Raw genomic sequence first — 20,459 nt, 5'->3', positions numbered from 1 at the left:
GTGTCCCGCGGGTACGAAACGTCGTACCGGTGGTGGTCCTGGCCCTGCCGACTTGGCCGAGCGTCCCACCGCCGGGTGGCCGTTACGCTACGGCTACCCGTTCGCAGGTTGGTTTACAGTTAGCAAAGTTTACTAAAACTAGAGGACGTGTCATGAGTGCGACCCGGCTGCCCGGCACCCCCCGCCTGTTGCGGGCGCTCAACGACCGTGCCGCACTGGAGCTGCTCCTTGAGCGCGGCCCGCTGACCCGCGCCCGACTCGGCGAGCTGACCGGGCTGTCGAAGGTCACCGCCTCGCAACTGGTCGAGCGGCTGGAGGAGCGCGGCCTCGTGGCGCGGGTCGGCGAGCAGGCCGGCGGGCGCGGGCCGAACGCCCAGCTCTACGCTGTCCGCCCGGGCAGCGCGCACGTGGTCGGCGTGGACGTCGGGCCGGACCGGGTGGTGGCCGCGTGCGCCGACATCACCGGTGCCGTCATCGGCCGGGTGGAACAGTCGACCCGGGACACCGACGACCCGGTGGGCGTGGTGCACAACGCCGTCGTGCAGGCGGCGAGCAGCGCCCAGGCGCAGCTGAGCAGCGTACGACGCATCGTGCTCGGCACGCCGGGCCTGGTCGACCCCGGTACCGGCGACATCACCTTCGCCTTCAACCTGCCCCGTTGGCACAGCGGCCTGCTCGCCGCGCTGCGGGACGACCTGCACACGCCGGTGGTCTTCGAGAACGACGTCAACCTGGCCGCGGTGGCCGAGGCGCAGTCCGGCGCCGCCCAGGGGCTGGCGGACTTCGTGCTGGTCTGGGTGGGTGCCGGCGTCGGCCTGGCGATCATGCTGGGCGGGCGGTTGCACCACGGCAGCAGCGGTGCGGCCGGCGAGATCGGCTACCTGCCGGTGCCCGGCGCACCCATCCCGCGCGATGTCTCCCGGCGCGCCAAGCCGGCCTTCCAGCAGCTGGTCGGCGCGGACTCGGTGCGCGCGGTGGCCGCCGAGCACGGCTACCCGGACGCCGACGCCGCCGAGGCGGTCCGCGCGGCCGTCGCGGCCGGCGCCGACGGCGGCCCGATGCTCGACGAACTGGCCCGCCGGCTCGCGCTCGGCGTGGCCAGCACCTGCGTGGTGCTGGACCCACCGCTCGTCGTGCTCGCCGGCGAGGTGGGCCAGGCCGGTGGGGCGGCCCTCGCCGACCGGGTGCAGCAGGAGGTCGCCGCGATCACCCTGGTCCAGCCGCGGGTGGTGCCGACCGGGCTGACCGAGGAGCCGATCCTGCACGGCGCGCTGCGCACCGCCCTGGACGCGGTGCGCGACGAGGTGTTCGGCTCCACCGTCGGCTGAGCGCGCTGCGGCGGTCATGTGAAGGAATATTTCACCGCGCCTCGGTGAGTCGCAAGCCCTTGCCGCGTACCGGGCTGTCCCGGTGCGCCGGGCCGCCCATTGCGGGACGGGCGGCCCGGTGCGGCGTCAGATCAGGTCGCGGCGACGGAACACGGCGAACGCCAGCACGGTCAGCCCGCCGGTCAACGCGACCAGCACCAGCAGCGCCGGGCCCCAGGTCAGGGTGTAGAGGCCCGAGCAGTAGCCGGTGCCCGCGGTGGCGGCACAGAGCTGCGGGTCGAAGAACCGTGACTCGCCGCTGAGCCACGCCCCGATGTAGCTGGAGAGCATCAGTCGGTCCGGCCGTCGGGCGTCGATGATCTGCAGCACCAGACGGCCGCCCAACTCCCACACCACCGCGTACGCCGCCACCGCCCCCAGCGCCGCCGACGTGTGCCGACCCAGCGTGGCGATCGCGAAGCCGAGCGCGGAGGCCAGCAACACCAGCACCATGCCCCGGCCGTGCACCGCGCCGAGCGAACCCCAGAAGTCACCGTCCAACCGGCCCGGCAACCCGGCGCTCTGCCCGATCACCCAGAAGGTGGCGAGGTAGACCACCGACGCCAACAGGGACAGGGCCAGCACCGAACCCAGCAGGGTGCCCAACTTGGCCGCGAGCACCGTCAACCGGCGCGGTCGCCAGAGCAGGAGATTCACCACGCCGCCCGAGTTCAGATCCGCGCCGATGTAGGAGGCGCCGACCAGGAAGCCGAACAGCACCAGGAACGCGATCAGGAAATAGAGCAGCGACTCGGCCTGCTCGGCGAAGCTGAACACCCCCGGCAGGAAGTCGGCGGCGATCGGCAGCCGTTCCTGCCGGACCGGATCGAGATCCGCGCAGTCGGCGAAGTACTCGCTCGTGTCGGTCGGCGACCTTTCCTGCAGGCGGGCCAGGCACTCCTGGTGCGTGGTCTCCATGCTCCGACGCGCGTCGACGGCCTGCTGCCGCGCCGAGTTCAGTTCACTGGCGGTCGGCTTGTGCGAGCCAGCCAGCGTGGTCGCCGCCGTGACGGCGAACGCGAAGACCAACAGGACGACCATGAGCTGCACGAAGCGGCGCGCGGACAGCCGCTCCAACTCGGCACGAACCAGGTTCACGCGTCCACTCCCCGATCGAGATCGATAACAGCGCCGTCGCGCGGCGGCGACGAGTCGTCGACCTGCCGCGGCACCGACGAAGGCCCGTACGCGCCCGTCAGCTCCAGGAAGACGCTCTCCAGATCCGGCCGCAGCGGCGTCAGCTCGCCCACCCACAGCCCCTGCTCGCCGAGCGCCCGACTGACCACCGTCGGGTCACCCACCCCGCTCACCACCAGCGCCTCGCCGTCGACGACCGCCGTCAGGCCGGCCGCGTGCAGCAGCTCGACGGCCCGCTCCGGCTCGGCCACCCGCACCAGGAACTCATGCCGGTCGTGACCCGCCAGCACCTCGTCCACCCGGCCGGCCGCCACCCGACGTCCCCGCGAAATGATCGTGACGTGGTCGCAGATCAGCTGGATCTCGCCCAGGATGTGACTGGACACCAGCACCGTCACACCGTTGGCCGCCAGCGATCGCATCAGGTCCCGCATCTCCCGGATGCCCGCCGGGTCCAGCCCGTTCGCCGGCTCGTCCAGGATGAGCAACCGCGGGTCCTTCAACAGCGCGGACGCCACCGCCAGGCGCTGCTTCATGCCCAGCGAGTAGCTCTTCACCCGATCATCGCCCCGGTCGTGCAGACCCACCAGATCCAGCACCTGGTCCACCCGCGAGACCGGCACCCCGCCGGCCCGGGCCAACAGCCGCAGGGTGCGGTGACCGGTGAAGTTGCCGAAGAACTGCGGGCTCTCCACGATGGCCCCGACCTGGCCCGCCACCCGGGGCAGCAGCTCCGGCGACGGTTCACCCAACACGGTCATCCGCCCGCTGTCGGCGCGTACCAGCCCGAGCAGGGCGCGCAGGGTGGTGGTCTTGCCCGAGCCGTTGGGGCCCAGGAACCCGTGCACCTGGCCCGCCTCCACCAGCAGGTCGAAGCCGTCCACCGCCACCCGTCGGCCGTTGCGCAGGCTGTGGAAGGTCTTGCGCAGACCCTCGATCTCGATGACCGCGCTCATCCGCGTGGCTCCGTACGTCGACGGGGCATGGGCCGTCCTTCAGACTTGGTGATCAACGACACGGTGCCTCACCCTATGGCCGAGGCGCCGCCCATGGGGGGCGCCTGGGCGCTGCGTGGTTGGATGGTGTGGTGACTGGTGACCTGATCCCCGGCGCTGCCGGTGCCGCGCCTGCCGCCGCTCTCGTGGACCCGGATCTGGTGGTCAGCCTCGACGGCGTCGGCGTACGCCGCTCTGGCACCGCCCTCCTGCAGGACCTGACCTGGCGTGTCGAACTGGACGAGCGGTGGGTGGTGCTCGGCTCCAACGGCGCGGGCAAGACCACACTGCTCAACCTCGCCGCCGGCCGGCTGCACCCCACCACAGGTGTCGCGCACGTGCTCGGCGAGCGGATCGGCCGCACCGACGTCAACGAGCTGCGTACCCGGATCGGGCTCACCACCGCCGCGGTCGCCGAGCGACTGCCCGCCGACGAGCGGGTCAGCGACGTGGTGGTGACCGCCGCCTGGTCGGTGGTCGGCCGCTGGCGGGAGAACTACGACCGCGGCGACGAGGCGCGGGCGCGGTCACTGCTGAGTCAACTCGGCGTCGGCGGCCTCGCCGAGCGCCGCTACGGCACCCTCTCCGAGGGTGAGCGCAAGCGGGTGCAGATCGCCCGGGCCCTGATGACCGACCCGGAGCTGCTGCTGCTCGACGAGCCCGCCGCCGGGCTGGACCTGGGCGGTCGGGAAGACCTGGTCGCGCGGCTGGCCGAGCTGGCGTACGACCCGGACGCCCCGGCGATGGTGCTGGTCACCCACCATGTCGAGGAGATCCCGCCCGGGTTCACCCACGCGCTGCTGCTGCGTGAGGGTGGGGTGGTCGCCCAGGGCCTGCTCGCCGACACGCTGACCGGTGACAACCTGTCCAAGACCTTCGGGCTGCCGCTGGTGGTCGAGCGGTCCGGCGACCGCTTCACGGCCCGCGCCGCCTGAGCGCCGGACCGGCGGAGACGATCGTGCCGCAGACCCGGGTCGCCGTGGTGGGCAGCGCCAACATGGACCTGGTCGCGATGGCACCCGCGCTGCCGCGACCGGGCGAGACCATGCTCGGCACCGACTTCGTGATGGTGCCCGGCGGCAAGGGTGCCAACCAGGCGGTGGCCGCGGTCCGGGCCGGCGCCTCCTGTGCCTTCCTCGGCGCGATCGGCTCGGACGCCTTCGGCGTCACCCTCAAGGCCCGCATCACCGCGGCCGGCGTGGACACCAGTCAGCTGCGCGTGGTCTACGGCGCCTCCGGAGTGGCGCTGGTGATGGTCAACGCCCAGGGGGAGAACGCCATCGTGGTCACCCCGGGCGCCAACGACGCCCTGCTCGGTCTCACCGAGGAGGAGCTGACCACGGTGCGCGCGGCGGACGTCCTCGTCGCCCAACTGGAGATCCCGGTGCAGACCGTGACCGCCGCCGCGGTGGCCGCCCGCGACGCCGGCACCACTGTCATCCTGAACGCCGCACCCGCACGGGACCTCCCGCCCGAGCTGCTCGCCGCGGTGGACCTGCTGGTCGTCAACGAGGGCGAGGCGCAGGCGCTCGCCGGTCGTGGCCGGGAGGAGCCCGGGGCGCTGCTCGACCTGGCCCCTCGGGCCGTGCTCACTCTCGGCGATGCGGGCGCCTGGTACGTCGACCGGGACGGCACCGAGGTGCACGTACCGGCGGTACCGGTGGACGTGGTCGACTCCACCGCCGCCGGTGACGCGTTCACCGCCGCGCTGGCCGTCGGCTGGGGCGAGGGGCGGGACGTGGTCGACGCGGTGCGCTGGGCATCGGCGGCCGGTGCCGCGTGCGTCCGCAAGCTCGGCGCGTCGGTGGCGCTACCGCAACGTGCCGAGATCGACGAGCTGTACGCGTCGGTCTGACCGCGTCGCCCGCCCCGCCGCCTCGGCCTGACCGCGTCGGCGCGTCAGGCCCGCTGGCCAGCGCCGGTGCGGAAGGCCCGACGGTACGCCGTCGGTGAGGTCAGCATGGACCGACCGAAGTGGTGGCGGTAGGTGACCGGGGTGTCGAAGCCGACCGCCCAGGCGACCTGCTCGACAGCGAGGTCCGTCTCCTCCAGCATTGCCAGGCTGGCGCGGATCCGCTGGTCGATCAGCCAGCGGATCGGGCTGGTCCCGGTGGCTCGGGCGAAGTGCCGCAGGTAGGTGCGGGACGACATGTGCGCTTGCGCGGCGAGCTGGGCCACGGTCAGTGGTTCGCCGAGGTGGGCCAGCGCCCAGTCGATGCTGCCGGCGATCCGGTCGTCGTCCGGGTCGGTGGGCACCGGAGCCTCGACGAACTGGGCCTGCCCACCGTCGCGGTGCGGCGGGATGACCAGCCGTCGGGCGACCGCATTGGCGATCGCCGCACCGTGGTCGCCCCGGATCACGTGCAGGCACAGGTCCAGCCCGGCCGCGCTGCCGGCACTGGTGAGCAGGTCGCCGTCGTCGAGGTAGAGCACGTCCGGGTCCACCTCGACCCGTGGGTAACGCCGCGCCAGCAGCTCCGCGTACCGCCAGTGGGTGGTGGCCCGCCGGCCGTCCAGCAGCCCGGCACCCGCCAGCGCGAACGCGCCGGAGCAGATCGACATGATGCGGGCGCCACGACGGTGGGCCTGACGCAGCGCGGTCACCAGCTCGGGGGAGGGGTCGGCGGTCACGTCCGCCACGCCGGGCACGATCACCGTCCGGGCCGCCGCCAGCTCGGCCAGGCCGTACGGCGTGTGCAGGCTCGCGCCGCCGACCACCGGCAGCGGTCCCGGTTGCTCGGCGCAGAGCACCAGGTCGTACCAGTCGACGTCGAACTCGGGCCGGGCCAGCCCGAACACCTCGGTGACGATGCCGGTCTCGAACACCGACATCCCCGGGTACGCGAGCACGGCGACCCGGTGCGCGGCTGCCGGGCGTCGGGGAGTCGGCAGTGGGCGGGAGCCGGTGGTGGTGGCCGGGATCGGCATGGCGGGATGTTAGCGCAGGACGTCGTCCGCGCCACTCGTCGCGGGCACCCGTACTGGCGAGGATCGGTGCATGACCTTCACCTTCGCCGTTGCGCCGGCCGAACCGGCCACCGCCGCCGCCCACTTCCGCGCCCGACTCAGCGTCGAGACCGACGTCAGCGACGTGCACGCCGACCTGTCGGCGGGTACGCCTGCCCTGGTGGTGGTCGACTCCCGGGGCGCGGCCGCCTGGACCCAGGGGCACCTGCCGGGCGCGGTGCACCTGCCCACCGCCGAGATCGCGGCCCGGGCGGCGGAGCTGATCCCGCCCGGCTCGGCGGTGGTCACCTACTGCTGGGGTCCGGGCTGCAACGGGGCGACCCGGGCGGCGCTGGAGTTCGCGGTGCTCGGCTACCCGGTCAAGGAGATGCTCGGCGGGTTCGAGTACTGGGTGCGGGAGGGGCTGCCGGTGGTGACGGAGACCGGGCTGACCCGGCGCCCGGTCGACGACCTGACCGCCCCCACCGCGACGATCACCTGCGACTGCTGACCCCCGGCGCGGGCGGTCGAGGGCTCAGCCGGCGGGCTCGTCGGCAAGCTTCTCGCCGCGTCGGCGCAGCATGCCCAGCCCGGGGATGCCGGCCACGGCGAGCTTCAGGTCGCGGGTCACGTCGAGCAGGTCGTGCAGGTCGGGCCCGACCCGGTCCAGGGTGGCCAGTATCGGCAGGATGTCGGCCGTCAGGTGCTCCTTGAGCTTGGGCAGCTCGTCGATCAGGTGGATCGCCGCGGTGATCTCCTCGTGACTGAGCTGCTCGACGAAGCGCTCGGTCATCGGTGCGGCCCGGCGCAGCGCCGGCTCGTACGCCGTCATCAGCTCGGCCGCCGTGGCGGCGGCCTCCGCCGCGGTGCCCACGGTGACGGCGGCCCGGCCGGCCACCCCGTCTGCCTTGGCGATCACGGTGGCGGCGGTCCGGGAGACCCGGTCGGCGTCGGCGACCACGTCGGCGGCGGCGGTGGCCACGGTGGTGGCGGTGTCGATGGCGGTGGTCGCGGCGGCGCTGATGACGGCCACCTCACGGACCGCCGCCTCGGCGTCGGTGAGCACCTGGTCGGTCCGGTCCAGGGTCGTCTCGATGCGGTCGACCACGCCGTTGATCCGGGCCAGCAGAGCTTCCACCCCGTCCAGCACCGCGAACGCGCGGGTGGGCACGGCGGCGAACGAGGCGGCCGAGCCGAGTGCCTGGTCGAGAGCGGAGCGGGTCAGGCCGACCACGGCGGACGGGGTGGGGAGGGGAATCGCCATGGGATCAAGTGTGCGTCGGCCGCACCACAACCGCCCGACGAGCCTGGTCGGCGGCGGGTGGTCGTCAGTGGTCGCCCTGCTGTTCGACGGCACGCTGCACGGCCCGGTAGATCTGCCCGAACCGTAGCGCGTCCGGGGTGCGCACCAGCAGGTCCTCCCGGCCGTGGTGCTGCACCCACAGCTCGTGCACGTGGCTGCCGCGCTCGTAGGAGCGGTCCAGCCAGCCCAACGGGATCTCCAGGAACGGCAGCAACGCCAGCGCCCCCACCGCGCAGGCGGCGAGGATGATCAGCGCGAGCTGCCAGTTGCCCCGGTCCTGTGCCGACCAGGCCAGTGACAGCACGCAGACCACGGCGACCAGCGGCGGCAGCGAGAGCAGCAGGACCAGGACACCGCGACCCAGCACCCGGCCGCGTACGGCCAGGGTTTTCTGCCCCCGGGCGTGCCAGACGAACGTCACGTCGGACAGGGCGATCACGTGACCGCCGGCCCGGATCGACTCGGAGGTCACCTGCACCGCGTCGTCCCGGTAATAGAGGGTCATCACTAAGCCTAACCACCGACGGGCAACCCTCGCCTCGTCTGTCCCATCCTGAGCGCGCCGGGAACGCGGGGTGGTGCGGTCGTCCTTTGGAGCTGAATCGCCTACGACATCAGGGCCGTGTCCCGCCGGTCGAGAACCCCGGTCGAAGCGGCGTCCCCCGCCTGATTCGTTTGCGACATCAACTCCAAAGGCTCCCGCAGCGGCACCTCTCCCGCGCTGACCCCGCCGGGTCGGGGATGGATCGACCACGCGCCCGCTGACGGTCGAAGGCAGGCCCGTGCTTGATCAGGCGGCTTCGGCGATCAGGCGCGCCTAGCGGCGGACGCCGGGGCGGGCCGGTTGGCTGTGCTCGACCGCGCGCTGCACCGCCCGGTAGATCTGCCCGAAGCGCAGCGCGTCACCGGTGCGCAGCAGCCGCACCGGCTGACCGCGCCAGCGGGCCCAGATCTCCAGTTGCCGGCTGCCCCGGGCGTACGAGCGGTCCAGGTGTTCGAAGAGGAAGTCGGCGACCGGCCCCACCGCCAACCCGACCAGCACCGATGCGCCGACGATCGCGATCGTCACTGTGGGTGAGCGGTGCAACCAGACGGCCACGCCGATGCCGAGCACCGCCGCGACCAGTGGGCCGGCGAGCGCGGCACCGATGGCACCCCGCCCCACCAGCACGCGCCAGGAACGGGTGCCACGGCGATGCCAGATCATGGTGATGTCGGCCAGCGCGTAACTGCGACCGTCGACGCGGACGCCGGTGGAGGTGACCTGCACCGATCTGTCGTCGTAGTACGTGACCATCGTTGAACTCCCGCCCACGGGGCTGACACCACACTACTTACCCAAACGACCCGGGTCGTAAGGTTGGCACGCGACTTCGACGAGGAAGTGAGGGCAGCGTGGGCGAGTTCGTTCGGCTGGAGACCACTGACGGCATCGGCACGATCCGGCTGGAGCGGCCGCCGATGAACGCGCTCAACACGCAGGTGCAGGAGGAGTTGCGCGCCGCCGCCACGGCCGCCACCGCCGACCCCGAGGTCCGCGCCGTCATCGTGTACGGCGGGGAGAAGGTCTTCGCCGCCGGCGCGGACATCAAGCAGATGGCCGAGATGTCCTACGTGGACATGGCCGAGCGGGTCGCGAACCTGTCCAGCGCCCTCGGCGCGATCGCCCGGATCCCCAAGCCGGTGGTCGCCGCGATCACCGGGTACGCCCTCGGTGGCGGTTGTGAGCTGGCGTTGGCCTGTGACTGGCGGGTCGTCGCCGAGGACGCCAAGCTCGGCCAGCCGGAGATCAAGCTGGGCATCATCCCGGGGGCGGGCGGCACCCAGCGGCTGGCCCGCCTGGTCGGCCCGGCCCGCGCCAAGGACCTGATCATGTCGGGGCGGATGGTGGACGCGCAGGAGGCACTGCGGATCGGCCTGGCCGACCGGGTCGTCCCGGCCGCCGAGGTGTACGACACGGCCGTCGCGTTGATCACCCCGTACCTGACCGGGCCGGTGCAGGCGCTGCGCGCCGCGAAGCTGGCTGTCGACGGCGGCCTGGACATGGATCTGAACTCGGGCCTGGCCTGGGAGAGTCAGCTGTTCGCGGCGCTGTTCGCCACCGACGACCGGCGGGAGGGCATGGCGGCCTTCGTCGAGAAGCGCAAGCCGGACTTCACCGGCCGCTGACGATTAGCCGAGAACGGTTCACATTGCTCCTACCGGCCAGTAGCGTGGGGCCTCGGTCACCAGGGACGAAGGGGAGCGGCGAATGACGGAGCGGATCGAGGGTCACGGCGGCGAGTTGGCGCTCGCGGCACTACGCGCGCACGGCGTACGGGAGATGTTCACGCTGTCCGGTGGGCACGTCTTCCCGCTCTACGACGCCGCGTACAAGACCGACTTCCCGATCTACGACGTCCGGCACGAGCAGTCAGCGGTCTTCGCCGCCGAGGCGGTGGCCAAGCTCCAGCGCCGCCCCGGTCTCGCCGTGCTCACCGCCGGGCCCGGTGTCACCAACGGCATCTCCGGCATGACCAGCGCCTTCTTCAACGCCTCACCGGTGCTGGTGCTCGGCGGCCGGGCACCCGCGTTCCGCTGGGGCTCCGGCAGCCTCCAGGAGATGGACCACCTGCCGCTGGTCGCGCCGGTCACCAAGCACGCCGAGACGGTGTTCAGCACCGACGACATCCCGCGCGCGGTGGGCGCGGCGCTGCACGCCGCGCTCACCCCGCACCGCGGCCCGGCCTTCCTCGACTTTCCGCTGGAGACGGTCTTCTCGGTCGCCGACGTCGAACTGCCCAGCGTGACGGGCGTCGACCCGATCGCGCCGGACCCGGAGGAGGTCGGCCGCGCCGCGCTGCTCATCGCCGGGGCGCAGCGGCCGGTCATCATCGCCGGCTCCGACGTGTACGCGGGGGACGCCGTCGCCGCCCTGCGTGAGGCCGCCGAGGCGTTGCAGGTGCCGGTGTTCACCAACGGCATGGGTCGCGGTTCGCTGCCGCCCGAGCACCCGCTCGCCTTCGCCAAGGCGCGCCGGGCCGCGCTCTCCGGCGCCGACGTGGTCGTGGTGGTGGGCACTCCACTGGACTTCCGGCTCAGCTTCGGTGACTTCGGTGACGCCAAGGTGGTGCACATCGTCGACGCCCCCAGCCAGCGGGCGACGCACGTGCAGCCGGCCGTTGCCCCCGCCGGCGACCTGCGCCTGATCCTCTCCGCGCTGGCCGACCACAGCGGCGACCGGGCCGACCACACCGACTGGATCGCCGACCTGCGCGTCGCCGAGGACGCGGCGAAGGCCCGCGACGCCGCCGAGATGGCCGCCGAGACCGACCCGATCCGCCCCGCCCGGATCTACGGCGAGCTGCGTCGGGTGCTGGCCCCGGACGCGATCACCATCGGCGACGGCGGCGACTTCGTGTCGTACGCGGGCCGGTACCTGGAGCCGGCCCAGCCCGGCACCTGGCTGGACCCGGGCCCGTACGGCTGCCTGGGCACCGGCATGGGTTACGCGATGGGGGCCCGGGTCAGTCACCCGGACCGGCAGATCTGCGTGCTGATGGGCGACGGCGCGGCCGGCTTCTCGCTGATGGACGTCGAGTCGTTGGTCCGCCAGAAGCTGCCGGTGGTGATCGTCGTCGGCAACAACGGCATCTGGGGGCTGGAGAAGCACCCGATGCGGGCCATGTACGGCTACGACGTGGCCGCCGACCTCCAGCCGGAGCTGCGCTACGACACGGTGGTCAGCGCGCTCGGCGGAGCGGGGGAGACGGTCGCCAAGGCGGCCGACCTGGGCCCGGCGCTCCAGCGCGCGTTCGACTCCGGAGTGCCGTACCTGGTGAACGTGCTCACCGACCCGACCGACGCGTACCCCCGGTCGTCGAACCTGGCCTGAGTCGGACCCGCCGCCGCCGTCGCTCGCGCGCCGGCGGCGGCGGGCGTTCACACCTCCGGTCGGTCACCCTCACGCGGCGGCTCACCGTCGCGGCGGCGCAGGTCGTCCTCGCGCCGCCGCAGGTCTTCCTCCCAGCGGCGGAAGAGCTCCTGGTCCTGCTGCTGGGCGCGTTCCTCGACGGAGCGCAGAAACTCCGGGTCGTCGTCGGGGGCCACCGGCCGGGGGCGCTGCCGCTGGGCGCCGCCGGTGCCGCCCGGCCAGCCCGCGCGGGCACCGGGGCTGGGCGTGCGGCCGGCGATGAACCAGGCGATCGAGCCGACCAGCGGGAAGAACAAGATGATCAGCACCCACGCGATCCGGGGCAGGGCCCGGATCTGGCTCTCCTCGGCGGAGAGACAGCTGATCAGCGCGCAGACCGCGAGGACGATCTGCACCAGGAAGAGAAGTACGCCAAGCCGGGCCATGCACCCATCATGGCTCACCGGATCCCGTCACCACAGTCCGCGCAGCACCAGCAGCACTCCCAGTAACGCGAGCACCACTGTGCCCGCCGTGACCAGGGGAAGTGTCCGGCCGCCGGTGCGGGTCGGACCGGTGCCGGTGCCGCGGCGCCAGCAGAGCACCAGCAGAGCACCCCACACCAGCACGGTCCCGCCAGCGAGCACCGCGCCGGTCGGGTCGCCGGTCGACGCCAGCCGGACGGCGAGCGCGGTCACCACCGTCACAGTGAGCAGGGTCCGCCGCCAGGCCAGCCGGGTCCGCTCCGGTTGCAGCCCCGGGTCGCGTCCGGTGCTCACCGACCGCCGACCGCCCGCATCAGGACGGCGACCACCAGCAGTAACGCGCCGCCGCCGACGGCGAGGGCCAGGATGGCGGGGAACCGGGACGCGGGCAGTTCCTCACCGAGCCGGATGGCCCGTTCGGTACGCGCCCAGTGGTCCACCGCGCGGATCGCGACCGCCGCGCCGAGCAGCAGCAACGCCACCGCGATCACCTCGCGCAGGTGGCTCATCGGCAGGGTGGGCAGGAACTGGGCGGCGGCCAACCCGCCACCGACCAGCGCCAACCCGGTGCGCAGCCAGGCGAGGAACGTCCGTTCATTGGCCAGTGAGAAGCGGTAGTCGGGCGTCTCGCCGACCGAGCCCAGCTCGGCCGGGTCGAACCAGCGCCTGATCACCTCCCACACAGTGGGAGAATATCCGCTTCCCAACCGGCTTAGCCTGGGTCGGTGACTGATCTCGACGTACAGACCCTGCGCGACGCCTACGACAACCAGCTCCGCCCGGAGATCCCCGACCCGGTTCCGGCCGGGGTGACGGTGGAGCGGGACGGGCCGTTGGTCCGGATCATCGGGCTCGACGCCGGTGGCTTCCTCACCTACCGCGACCTGGGCGGGTTGACCGGCGACGCGTTGGACGAGCTGATCTCCCGGCAGGTGCGGCTGTTCCGTGAGCGCGGCCAGTCGGTCGAGTGGAAACTCAACGAGCACGACGAACCGGCGGACCTGCCCGACCGCCTGCGCGCCGCCGGCTTCGTGCCGGAGGACCGGGAGACCGTCGTGGTCGGTCCGGTCGCGCCGCTGGCCGCCGCGCTTCCTGTCGTTCCCGAGGGGGTACGCCTGCGTGAGGTGACCGACCGGGAGGACCTGGAGCGGATCGCCGCCATGGAAGAGGAGGTCTGGCAGGCGGACCGCTCACACCTGGTGTGGGGGCTGGCCAAGGAGATCGACGCCGACCCGAACTCGATCACCGTGGTGGTGGCCGAGGCGGACGAGACGGTGGTGAGCGCCGGTTGGGTGCGGTTCCCGACGAACACCGGTTTCGCCACGCTGTGGGGTGGCTCGACACTGCCGCAGTGGCGGCGCAAGGGCATCTACCGGGCGCTGGTCAACTACCGGGCGCGGCTCGCCGAGCAGCGGGGCCGGACGCTCATGCAGGTCGACTGTTCCGAGGACAGCCGGCCGATCCTCCAGCGGCTCGGCCTCGTCCCGGTCACCACCACCACCCCGTACGTCTACACTCCGTGATCATGGAGCAGCGGTTGACGGACGAGGAGCGGCTGACCCTCAAGACCGGTGCCTTCGGCGCCGTCTTCCTGGTCTCCAACGCCGATCCCGGTGTCGTGGGGGTGATCCGGGAGAGCATCGCCGCGTCCGGCGCGCTGGCCGACGCCAGTGGGACTGTCAAGGAGGCGCTGACCACCGGCCCGTTGCCGCGACTTCCCCGGGACTCGCAGCTGGAGATCGAGTCGGTGGTGCTGCCGGCGCTGGGGCGGGCGGTGCGGATTCTGCGCGACAAGTCCCCGCAGGACGTGGACGCGTACCGGGCGCTGGTGTTGGCCGCGGCGGATCGGGTGGCCCGGGCGCACGACGGGGTGGCGCCCACCGAGGCGGCGGCCATCGACCAGATCCGGGCCGCGTTGGCCGAGCCAGCCTGATCGCCGGCCGGTCGGTGAGCTGTGTCACCCTGAGTGCTGCGGGGGCACAACCTACTGGCAGGTAACATTGCGCCGTGGGCAACTGCACAGCCGCCCTCGGTTGACCTGGCGTCGACCGACGCGCGACGCTGCGCCCCAGACCGGGCGAGCGAATCGCAACACCACACAGGAGGGTCGTCGAAGCGCGATGAACATCGTCGTACTCGTCAAGCAGGTGCCTGATTCGGGCGCGGACCGCAACCTGCGCAATGACGACAACACCGTCGACCGCGGTTCGGCGAACAACGTGATCAACGAGATGGACGAGTACGCCATCGAGGAGGCGCTGAAGATCAAGGAGGCGCACGGCGGCGAGGTCACCATCCTGACCATGGGTCCGGACCGGGCGACCGAGTCGATCCGCAAGGCGCTCTCCATGGGCCCGGACAAGGCCGTGCACGTGCTGGACGACGCCCTGCACGGCTCGTGCGCCGTCGCCACCTCGAAGGTGCTCGCCGCCGCGCTCGGTCAGCTCGGCGCCGACCTGGTCATCTGCGGTGCCGAGTCCACCGACGGTCGGGTCCAGGTCATGCCGCACATGATCGCCGAGCGGCTGGGTGTCGCGGCGCTCACCGGTGCCCGCAAGCTCACCGTCGACGGCGCGACGCTGACCGTCGAGCGGCAGACCGAGGAGGGCTACGAGGTGGTCACCGCCTCCACCCCGGCCGTGGTCTCCGTCTGGGACACCATCAACGAGCCGCGCTACCCGTCCTTCAAGGGCATCATGGCCGCCAAGAAGAAGCCGGTGCAGACGCTCTCGCTGGCCGACCTCGGGGTTGCCGCCGACGAGGTGGGCTTCGACGGCGCCACCAGTGCCGTCGTCGAGCACAGCAAGCGCCCCCCGCGCTCCGGCGGCGCGAAGATCACTGATGAGGGCGAGGGCGGCGTCAAGCTGGTCGAGTTCCTCGCCACCGAGAAGTTCGTGTGAGAGGGGGGTTCTGACATGTCTGAGGTTCTCGTCGTCGTCGAAGCCACCAAGGAATTCGGCGTCAAGAAGGTCACCCTGGAAATGCTCACCCTCGCGCGTGAGCTGGGCACCCCGAGCGCCGTGGTGCTCGGCGGCGCCGGCGCCGCCGAGGCGCTGAGCGGCAAGCTGGGCGAGTACGGCGCGGAGAAGATCTACGCCGCCGAGGGTGACGAGATCGACGGCTACCTGGTGGCCCCCAAGGCGACGGTGCTGGCCGAGCTGGTCAAGCGGGTGCAACCGGCCGCCGTTCTGCTGGCCTCCGCCCAGGAGGGCAAGGAGATCGCCGCCCGGCTCGCCGTCAAGCTCGACAACGGCATCCTGACCGACGTGGTCGGCCTGGACGCCGACGGCACCGCGACGCAGATCGCCTTCGCCGGCTCCACCATCGTCAAGTCCAAGGTCACCAAGGGCCTGCCGCTGGTCACCGTCCGGCCCAACTCGGTCACCCCCGCCCCGGCGGCGGCCACTCCGGCGATCGAGCAGCTCAGCGTGTCGGTCACCGACACCGACAAGCTGGCCACCGTCGTCGAGCGGGTCGCCGAGCAGAAGGGCTCCCGCCCCGAGCTGACCGAGGCCGGCGTGGTCGTCTCCGGCGGCCGGGGCGTCGGCAACGCCGACAACTTCAAGCTGGTCGAGGAGCTTGCCGACCTGCTCGGTGGCGCGGTCGGCGCGTCCCGGGCGGCCGTCGACTCCGGCTTCTACCCGCACCAGTTCCAGGTGGGCCAGACCGGCAAGACGGTCTCCCCGCAGCTCTACATCGCCCTCGGCATCTCCGGCGCCATCCAGCACCGGGCCGGCATGCAGACCTCGAAGACCATCGTCGCTGTCAACAAGGACGGCGAGGCACCGATCTTCGAGCTGGCCGACTTCGGTGTGGTGGGCGACCTGTTCAAGATCGTCCCGCAGGCCGCGGAGGAGATCCGCAAGCGCAAGTAACTCAGCGACAACAGCAGTGGCCGCCCGTGCGAACGGGCGGCCACTGCCGTGTGGGGAGCTGATCGGCGGGCCGGGGAGCTGAGCCGGCCCACCGATCAGCCCGTCAGGGTGCCCCTCAACAGGCTGTCGCCGGAGTGGCGGGTGTTGTTGTCGTACTGCTCGGCGGAGACGTCGACCACCGAGTAGCTCTTGAGGTCGACATTCGGCGGCAGGGGAAGCAACGCATCCGAGCCGCCCCCCAGGGTGCCGACCGAGAACATCTCCATCGTCGTCGGATTGATGAGCCAAACCTCGTAGTACCCCGGGACGCTCGGGAGATTCGCCACATGCAGATGTAGTTGGCCGTCCTGGAGAACCCGCGCGTCACCAGTGGCCGCCGGGGGCGTCGCCCCGTACGCCGCCAGCGGCGCGCTCGCCACCACCGCCTGCGGCGGGGTCGGAGCCGGGTCGTCCGGGCGCAGCACGGAGGCCGTGCCCACCACACCCACCGCCGCGGCGGCGACAGCGGTCACCGCTACCGACGCCCAACGGGACCAGCCGCGGCCCCGGCGGGGCCGGTCGGTCGGAGCCAGGCGGGTGACGGTGGCGGTGCTCGGCTCGGCCGTCGTGCCGTTCGGCTGCTCGGGCAGCACGTGCTGGCGCCGGGAGTCGGTGAGCGACGGCAGTGTCTCCGCCGCTCTGACCTCCGCAACGATGCCCTGCCAGATGTGCTCCGGTGGGTCGGGCAGGTCGCCGAGACCCTGCGTCTCCGCGCCGAGGCCGGCAACCTGCTGAAGCGTCTCCATCTCCCGCCGGCAGTGCGCGCAGCTGCCGAGGTGGGTGCTCTCGCCGTTGTCCGCCTCGCTCTCACCGAGCGCCAGAAAGACCAGCCGGTCGTGGTCCAGGTGCTGCACCGTCCACCTCCCATCTGCGTTTCAAGCTCGCCATACCGCGTCGGATGTGACTCTTCACGGTGCCCAACGGCACACCTGTCATCGCCGCTATCTGCTGGTGTGTCAGGTCGTCGTAGAACGCCAACTCCAGCATGCGTCGTTGGTCGTCCGGAAGTTGGGCCAGCTCGTCGGCGATGACCAGCCGGTCCACCACCCGGTCCGGGTCCGGGCCGGCCTGCGCCGGCTCGGGCAGCTGCCGAACCGTCTCCACGACCCGCGTCTCCCGGGCCGAGGCTCGCATCCGGTCGATCACCTTGCGCCGGCCGATGCCGAGCAGCCAGCCGATCAGCGACCCCTTGGCGGGATCGAAGGTGTCCCTTCCCAGCCAGGCGGCGACGAAAGTCGCCTGGGTCACGTCCTCGGCGTCGGCGCGGTTGGCCAGCATGGTGGTGGCCAGGTGCAGCACGGCACGGCCATAACGGTCGTAGGCCTCGCGCAGCGCCGCCTCGTCGCCAGCACGGAACCGGAGGGCTGTGTCGTCCACCGGGGGGTCTGGATTCTCGGGTGGCGCCGTCATCAGGCGGCTCGCCTTCGATGGGGCATACCCGACTGTAGCCGCCACAGCCCCCGCCCCACTTTCCCGGTCGATGTCATCTCACCTGCTCTTCGTCCCCCGACCCGGAAACGGATGCGGGTGACGCCGGAAAAGAAAAGTTCGTCCGGGGCGCATCCGTCCGTCGCGGAGCCGGCGTAACCCGTTCTGCAAGCCAGGCCTGACGAATCAGCAGTAATCACCAGGAGGCAGACATGCAGCTCTCGTACTTCCGTCGGGTCGCCGCGGGCGGCGCCGTCGCCGCGCTGGCCTTCGCCGGCGTCGGCGCGTTCACCGCCACCCCCGCGTACGCCGCCACGTCGAAGGTCTCCGTCGTGCACGGCATCCCGGACACCCCCGTCGACGTCTACGTCAACGGCGAGAAGACGCTCGACAACTTCAAGCCCGGCGACGTCGCCGGCCCGCTGAACCTGGAGGAGGGCGACTACGACATCGCGCTCACCAAGCCGGGCGAGCCGATCGGCAGCGCGATCCTCAAGGTCGACAACGCCGCGGTGCCGGGCGGGGCGAACATCAGCATCGCCGCGCACCTCGACGCCGCCGGCCAGCCGAAGATCACCCCGTTCGTGAACGACGTCTCGAAGGTCGACGCCGGCAAGGCCCGGCTGATCGTCCGGCACACCGCCGCCGCCCCGGCGGTCGACGTCCGCGCCGGTGGCACCCCGGTCTTCGAGGACCTCACCAACCCGAACGAGGCCAAGGGCGACGTCGACGCGGGCAACGTGAAGGCGGACGTGGTGCTGGCCGGCACCGACACCGTGGCCATCGGCCCGGCCGACCTCAACCTCAAGGAGGGCACCGCCACGATCGTCTACGCGATCGGCTCCGCCGAGGGCAAGACCCTCGACGTGGTGGCGCAGACCATCACCGGTCTGCACTCCTCCCCGGGCGGCGTGCCCAGCGGTGACGGTGGCCAGGCCGGCACCGGCGTGAACACCTGGTGGTACGCGCTGACCGGTGCCGGCGTACTCCTGCTGCTCGGTGGTGGGGTGCGGATGGCCACCGCGCGGACCGGCCGCAAGTGACGGTGCGCAACCGCGGCGCGCTGGCGGCCCTGGCCGCCGGCGTTGCCGCGCTCACCGTCGCCACCCTGGTGGCGTGCGGCTCCCAGCCGGCCGAGGACGTGGGCGCCGACGAGGCGGCCCAGCTCGCCACCGCCACCCCGTCGGCCGCCGGGACCGAGGGCCCTTCGGTCCCGGTGACCACCGGGGAGCTGCCGGCCGGGGCGGAGACCGTCAAGCCGGTCCGGCTGGCCATCCCGGCGATCGACGTCAAGGCCACGATCAACGCGGTGGGCATCAACAAGCGGACCAACGAGTTCGAGGTGCCGCCGAGCGTCGACGAGATCGGCTGGTACCGGTACGGCCCCGGCCTGGAGGCGGACGCCGGCTCGATCGTCATCGCCGGTCACGTGGACAGCGCCCAGCAGGGCAAGGGCGCGTTCTTCCGGCTGCGGGAGCTCGACCAGGGCGACACCCTGACCGCGACCGGCAGCGACGGCAAGGCCCGTGAGTACCGGGTCGTGGCCCGGGAGGAGTACGACAAGACCAAGATTCCGTTGGACCGCTACTTCGCCCGGGACGGCAAGCCGCGGCTGACCCTGATCACCTGCGGTGGGCCGTTCGACGCCAAGGCCCGCAAGTACCGCGACAACATCGTCGTCACCGCGGTGCCCGCCTGAGCGGGTACGCAGGCGACCGGCCGGGGTGGGGATCCCCACCCCGGCCGTTGCGCGGGAGGCCCCTCCGGCCTCCGCGTCCCGACCACACGGCCGTAGGCTGAACGGTGATGGCATACCTGGATCACGCGGCGACGACTCCGATGCTCGACGAGGCACTGGAGGCGTACGTCGCCACCGCCCGCGAGGTCGGCAACGCGTCCTCCCTGCACGCGGCGGGTCGCCGTGCCCGCCGCCGGGTCGAGGAGTCCCGCGAGCGGGTCGCCGCCGTTCTCGGTGCCCGGCCGTCCGAAGTGATCTTCACGGGTGGCGGGACGGAGAGCGACAACCTGGCGGTCAAGGGCATCTTCTGGGCCCGCCGGGACGCCTCCCCGGACCGTCGCCGAGTGGTCTCCAGCGCCGTCGAGCACCACGCCGTGCTGGACGCGGTCGACTGGATGGTCGAGCACGAGGGCGCCGAGGTCGGCCTGCTGCCGGTGGACGACGCCGGGCGACTGCACCCGGAGACCCTGCGCGCCGAGCTGGCCGCGTACGCCGACCGCGTCGCCGTGGTCACCGCCATGTGGGCGAACAACGAGGTGGGCACGGTCCAGCCGGTGACCGAGCTGGCCGCCGTGGCCGCCGAGTACGGTGTGCCGTTCCACACCGACGCCATCCAGGCGGTCGGTCAGGTGCCCGTCGACTTCGCCGCCAGCGGGGTCGCCGCGCTGACCGTCACCGGCCACAAGCTGGGCGGCCCGACCGGCGTGGGTGCTCTCCTGCTCGCCCGGGACGTACCGGCGACGCCGCTGCTGCACGGCGGCGGTCAGGAGCGCGACATCCGTTCCGGCACGCTGGACACGGCCGGCATCGTCGCCTTCGCCGTCGCCGTGGAGGCGGCGGTGAAGGGCCAGCAGGAGTACGCGGCCCGGGTCGCCGCGCTCCGCGACGACCTGATCGAACGGGTCCGCCGGGCGGTGCCCGAGGTGATCTACAACGGCGATCCGGCCGACCGGCTGCCCGGCAACGCGCACTTCTCCTTCCCCGGCTGCGAGGGCGACGCCCTGCTGCTGCTGCTCGACGCGCAGGGCATCGCCTGCTCGACGGGCTCGGCCTGCTCCGCCGGGGTGGCCCAGCCCTCGCACGTGCTGCTCGCGATGGGCGCCGACGACGACCGCGCCCGCTCCTCGCTGCGCTTCACGCTGGGCCACACGAGCACCCAGGCCGACATCGACGCCCTCATCGCGGCCCTCCCGGCGGCGGTCGACCGAGCCCGCCGAGCCGCCGCCCTCCGCACCCCCCGCTAACCCCCCGCCC

Annotated in this window: 24 protein-coding genes; 13 read left to right on the top strand and 11 right to left on the bottom strand. The window is 72.3% G+C overall.

What is annotated here, in order from left to right; translation table 11 throughout:
- Positions 1-152: 152 nt before the first annotated feature.
- Positions 153-1,328: an ROK family transcriptional regulator gene (locus IF22_RS0111605; protein ID WP_030331123.1), complete on the top strand. Its 1,176-nt coding sequence runs from the start codon at positions 153-155 to the stop codon at positions 1,326-1,328.
- A gap of 126 nt (positions 1,329-1,454) precedes the next feature.
- Here the strand turns inward: IF22_RS0111605 and IF22_RS0111600 are convergent, their stop codons facing one another.
- Together IF22_RS0111600 and IF22_RS0111595 are read right to left on the bottom strand one after the other, a co-directional pair.
- Positions 1,455-2,465 carry an ABC transporter permease subunit gene (locus IF22_RS0111600; protein WP_030331121.1) on the bottom strand — a complete coding sequence of 337 codons (1,011 nt, stop codon included), beginning with the start codon at positions 2,463-2,465 and terminating at the stop codon, positions 1,455-1,457.
- Positions 2,462-3,460 carry an ABC transporter ATP-binding protein gene (locus IF22_RS0111595; RefSeq protein ID WP_030331119.1) on the bottom strand — a complete coding sequence of 333 codons (999 nt, stop codon included), beginning with the start codon at positions 3,458-3,460 and terminating at the stop codon, positions 2,462-2,464. The genes IF22_RS0111600 and IF22_RS0111595 overlap by 4 nt, the downstream gene beginning before the upstream one ends.
- A gap of 131 nt (positions 3,461-3,591) precedes the next feature.
- Here IF22_RS0111595 and IF22_RS0111590 point away from each other — a divergent pair, with 131 nt between their 5' ends.
- The gene (locus IF22_RS0111590) at positions 3,592-4,434 is read left to right on the top strand and encodes an ABC transporter ATP-binding protein (protein ID WP_030331116.1); all 843 of its coding nucleotides are present in this window, start codon (positions 3,592-3,594) and stop codon (positions 4,432-4,434) included.
- Positions 4,435-4,457: 23 nt separating this feature from the next.
- Positions 4,458-5,354, top strand: coding sequence for a ribokinase (locus IF22_RS0111585; RefSeq protein ID WP_030331114.1), 897 nt, complete (start codon positions 4,458-4,460; stop codon positions 5,352-5,354).
- 44 nt (positions 5,355-5,398) lie between these two features.
- Here the strand turns inward: IF22_RS0111585 and ftrA are convergent, their stop codons facing one another.
- On the bottom strand, positions 5,399-6,427 hold the full coding sequence (gene ftrA / locus IF22_RS0111580) for a transcriptional regulator FtrA (RefSeq protein WP_081883802.1): 1,029 nt from the start codon (positions 6,425-6,427) through the stop codon (positions 5,399-5,401).
- A 70-nt stretch (positions 6,428-6,497) separates the two neighbouring features.
- Between ftrA and IF22_RS0111575 the strand changes: the two genes are divergently transcribed.
- On the top strand, positions 6,498-6,956 hold the full coding sequence (locus IF22_RS0111575; RefSeq protein ID WP_030331110.1) for a rhodanese-like domain-containing protein: 459 nt from the start codon (positions 6,498-6,500) through the stop codon (positions 6,954-6,956).
- Positions 6,957-6,980: 24 nt separating this feature from the next.
- Here the strand turns inward: IF22_RS0111575 and IF22_RS0111570 are convergent, their stop codons facing one another.
- The 3 genes from IF22_RS0111570 to IF22_RS0111555 form a co-directional block, all read right to left on the bottom strand.
- The gene (locus IF22_RS0111570) at positions 6,981-7,709 is read right to left on the bottom strand and encodes a hypothetical protein (protein WP_030331108.1); all 729 of its coding nucleotides are present in this window, start codon (positions 7,707-7,709) and stop codon (positions 6,981-6,983) included.
- Between the two features lie 64 nt (positions 7,710-7,773).
- The gene (locus IF22_RS0111565) at positions 7,774-8,253 is read right to left on the bottom strand and encodes a DUF6232 family protein (RefSeq protein ID WP_030331106.1); all 480 of its coding nucleotides are present in this window, start codon (positions 8,251-8,253) and stop codon (positions 7,774-7,776) included.
- 312 nt (positions 8,254-8,565) lie between these two features.
- Positions 8,566-9,045 carry a DUF6232 family protein gene (locus IF22_RS0111555; RefSeq protein WP_051708379.1) on the bottom strand — a complete coding sequence of 160 codons (480 nt, stop codon included), beginning with the start codon at positions 9,043-9,045 and terminating at the stop codon, positions 8,566-8,568.
- A 98-nt stretch (positions 9,046-9,143) separates the two neighbouring features.
- Here IF22_RS0111555 and IF22_RS0111550 point away from each other — a divergent pair, with 98 nt between their 5' ends.
- The gene (locus IF22_RS0111550) at positions 9,144-9,917 is read left to right on the top strand and encodes an enoyl-CoA hydratase/isomerase family protein (RefSeq protein WP_030331104.1); all 774 of its coding nucleotides are present in this window, start codon (positions 9,144-9,146) and stop codon (positions 9,915-9,917) included.
- 82 nt (positions 9,918-9,999) lie between these two features.
- Positions 10,000-11,622, top strand: a complete 1,623-nt coding sequence (locus IF22_RS0111545) for an acetolactate synthase (protein ID WP_030331103.1) — start codon at positions 10,000-10,002, stop codon at positions 11,620-11,622.
- Positions 11,623-11,669: 47 nt separating this feature from the next.
- Here the strand turns inward: IF22_RS0111545 and IF22_RS0111540 are convergent, their stop codons facing one another.
- The 3 genes from IF22_RS0111540 to IF22_RS0111530 are packed head-to-tail and all read right to left on the bottom strand — an operon-like array spanning position 11,670 to position 12,808.
- On the bottom strand, positions 11,670-12,086 hold the full coding sequence (locus tag IF22_RS0111540) for a PLD nuclease N-terminal domain-containing protein (RefSeq protein WP_030331102.1): 417 nt from the start codon (positions 12,084-12,086) through the stop codon (positions 11,670-11,672).
- 27 nt (positions 12,087-12,113) lie between these two features.
- The gene (locus tag IF22_RS0111535; RefSeq protein WP_030331101.1) at positions 12,114-12,419 is read right to left on the bottom strand and encodes a DUF202 domain-containing protein; all 306 of its coding nucleotides are present in this window, start codon (positions 12,417-12,419) and stop codon (positions 12,114-12,116) included.
- Positions 12,416-12,808: a YidH family protein gene (locus tag IF22_RS0111530; protein ID WP_030331099.1), complete on the bottom strand. Its 393-nt coding sequence runs from the start codon at positions 12,806-12,808 to the stop codon at positions 12,416-12,418. The genes IF22_RS0111535 and IF22_RS0111530 overlap by 4 nt, the downstream gene beginning before the upstream one ends.
- Positions 12,809-12,850: 42 nt before the next feature.
- On the opposite strand from IF22_RS0111530, the gene IF22_RS0111525 reads away from it, so the two are divergent.
- From IF22_RS0111525 to IF22_RS0111510, 4 genes are all read left to right on the top strand, one after another.
- The gene (locus tag IF22_RS0111525; protein ID WP_030331097.1) at positions 12,851-13,648 is read left to right on the top strand and encodes a GNAT family N-acetyltransferase; all 798 of its coding nucleotides are present in this window, start codon (positions 12,851-12,853) and stop codon (positions 13,646-13,648) included.
- The gene (locus IF22_RS0111520) at positions 13,645-14,058 is read left to right on the top strand and encodes a hypothetical protein (protein ID WP_030331095.1); all 414 of its coding nucleotides are present in this window, start codon (positions 13,645-13,647) and stop codon (positions 14,056-14,058) included. The genes IF22_RS0111525 and IF22_RS0111520 overlap by 4 nt, the downstream gene beginning before the upstream one ends.
- Positions 14,059-14,245: 187 nt before the next feature.
- On the top strand, positions 14,246-15,025 hold the full coding sequence (locus IF22_RS0111515; RefSeq protein ID WP_030331093.1) for an electron transfer flavoprotein subunit beta/FixA family protein: 780 nt from the start codon (positions 14,246-14,248) through the stop codon (positions 15,023-15,025).
- 15 nt (positions 15,026-15,040) lie between these two features.
- A complete protein-coding gene (locus tag IF22_RS0111510) occupies positions 15,041-16,000 on the top strand; it encodes an electron transfer flavoprotein subunit alpha/FixB family protein (protein WP_030331091.1) in 960 nt (319 codons plus the stop codon).
- 95 nt (positions 16,001-16,095) lie between these two features.
- Here the strand turns inward: IF22_RS0111510 and IF22_RS0111505 are convergent, their stop codons facing one another.
- Both IF22_RS0111505 and IF22_RS0111500 read right to left on the bottom strand, forming a co-directional pair.
- The gene (locus IF22_RS0111505; RefSeq protein ID WP_030331089.1) at positions 16,096-16,893 is read right to left on the bottom strand and encodes an anti-sigma factor; all 798 of its coding nucleotides are present in this window, start codon (positions 16,891-16,893) and stop codon (positions 16,096-16,098) included.
- Positions 16,847-17,449 (bottom strand): RNA polymerase sigma factor, encoded by a 603-nt coding sequence (locus tag IF22_RS0111500; protein ID WP_030331088.1) that lies wholly within the window; start codon positions 17,447-17,449, stop codon positions 16,847-16,849. The genes IF22_RS0111505 and IF22_RS0111500 overlap by 47 nt, the downstream gene beginning before the upstream one ends.
- 230 nt (positions 17,450-17,679) lie before the next feature.
- Here IF22_RS0111500 and IF22_RS0111495 point away from each other — a divergent pair, with 230 nt between their 5' ends.
- From IF22_RS0111495 to IF22_RS0111485, 3 genes are all read left to right on the top strand, one after another.
- Positions 17,680-18,510 (top strand): DUF4397 domain-containing protein, encoded by an 831-nt coding sequence (locus IF22_RS0111495; protein ID WP_030331087.1) that lies wholly within the window; start codon positions 17,680-17,682, stop codon positions 18,508-18,510.
- Positions 18,507-19,166 (top strand): class F sortase, encoded by a 660-nt coding sequence (locus IF22_RS0111490; RefSeq protein WP_030331086.1) that lies wholly within the window; start codon positions 18,507-18,509, stop codon positions 19,164-19,166. Before IF22_RS0111495 ends, IF22_RS0111490 begins: the two co-directional genes overlap by 4 nt.
- Before the next feature lie 107 nt (positions 19,167-19,273).
- Positions 19,274-20,449 carry a cysteine desulfurase family protein gene (locus IF22_RS0111485; protein WP_030331085.1) on the top strand — a complete coding sequence of 392 codons (1,176 nt, stop codon included), beginning with the start codon at positions 19,274-19,276 and terminating at the stop codon, positions 20,447-20,449.
- Positions 20,450-20,459: the final 10 nt, after the last annotated feature.

Origin of the sequence: Micromonospora parva (assembly GCF_000718515.1) — a bacterium.
Taxonomy (GTDB): domain Bacteria; phylum Actinomycetota; class Actinomycetes; order Mycobacteriales; family Micromonosporaceae; genus Micromonospora; species Micromonospora parva.
The sequence above is the reverse complement of the archived record's forward strand: the minus strand, read 5'-3'. Positions and strand labels throughout refer to the sequence as shown.